Origin of the sequence: Streptosporangium vulgare, from assembly GCF_042428775.1 — a bacterium.
Classification (GTDB): domain Bacteria; phylum Actinomycetota; class Actinomycetes; order Streptosporangiales; family Streptosporangiaceae; genus Streptosporangium; species Streptosporangium vulgare.
In genome coordinates, this window is sequence record NZ_JBHMBS010000181.1 from 1 (window position 1) to 544 (window position 544).

The following is a 544-nucleotide window of genomic DNA, read 5'->3' on the forward strand; positions in this document are numbered from 1 at the left end:
CATGTGATTACCCGCTATAACCGCATCAAGGCCGACCCGGATGCGAAGTGGGTACCGCGCGTGAATATTTTTGGCGGTAAGGCGGCTTCGGGCTATTACATGGCGAAGCACATTATTCATTTGATCAATGACGTAGCGAAAGTGATCAACAACGATCCGCAGATTGGCGATAAGCTGAAAGTCGTGTTCATCCCGAACTACAGCGTTAGCCTGGCGCAGTTGATCATTCCGGCGGCAGATCTGTCTGAACAGATTTCGCTGGCAGGGACGGAAGCTTCCGGCACCAGTAACATGAAGTTTGCGCTTAACGGTGCGCTGACTATCGGTACGTTGGACGGTGCGAATGTCGAGATGCTGGATCATGTCGGTGCTGACAATATCTTTATTTTTGGTAACACAGCGGAAGAAGTGGAAGAACTGCGTCGTCAGGGCTACAAACCGCGTGAATACTACGAGAAAGATGAGGAGCTGCATCAGGTGCTGACGCAAATCGGCAGCGGTGTATTCAGTCCGGAAGATCCGGGGCGCTATCGCGATCTGGTTG

The 544-nt window shown here is 52.0% G+C and carries 1 protein-coding gene; it reads left to right on the forward strand.

Annotated features, from left to right (window positions below; genetic code table 11):
* Nucleotides 1-544, forward strand: a 544-nt coding sequence (locus ACFFRH_RS45020) for a glycogen/starch/alpha-glucan phosphorylase (RefSeq protein WP_512701161.1), incomplete at both ends; no start/stop codon positions are given.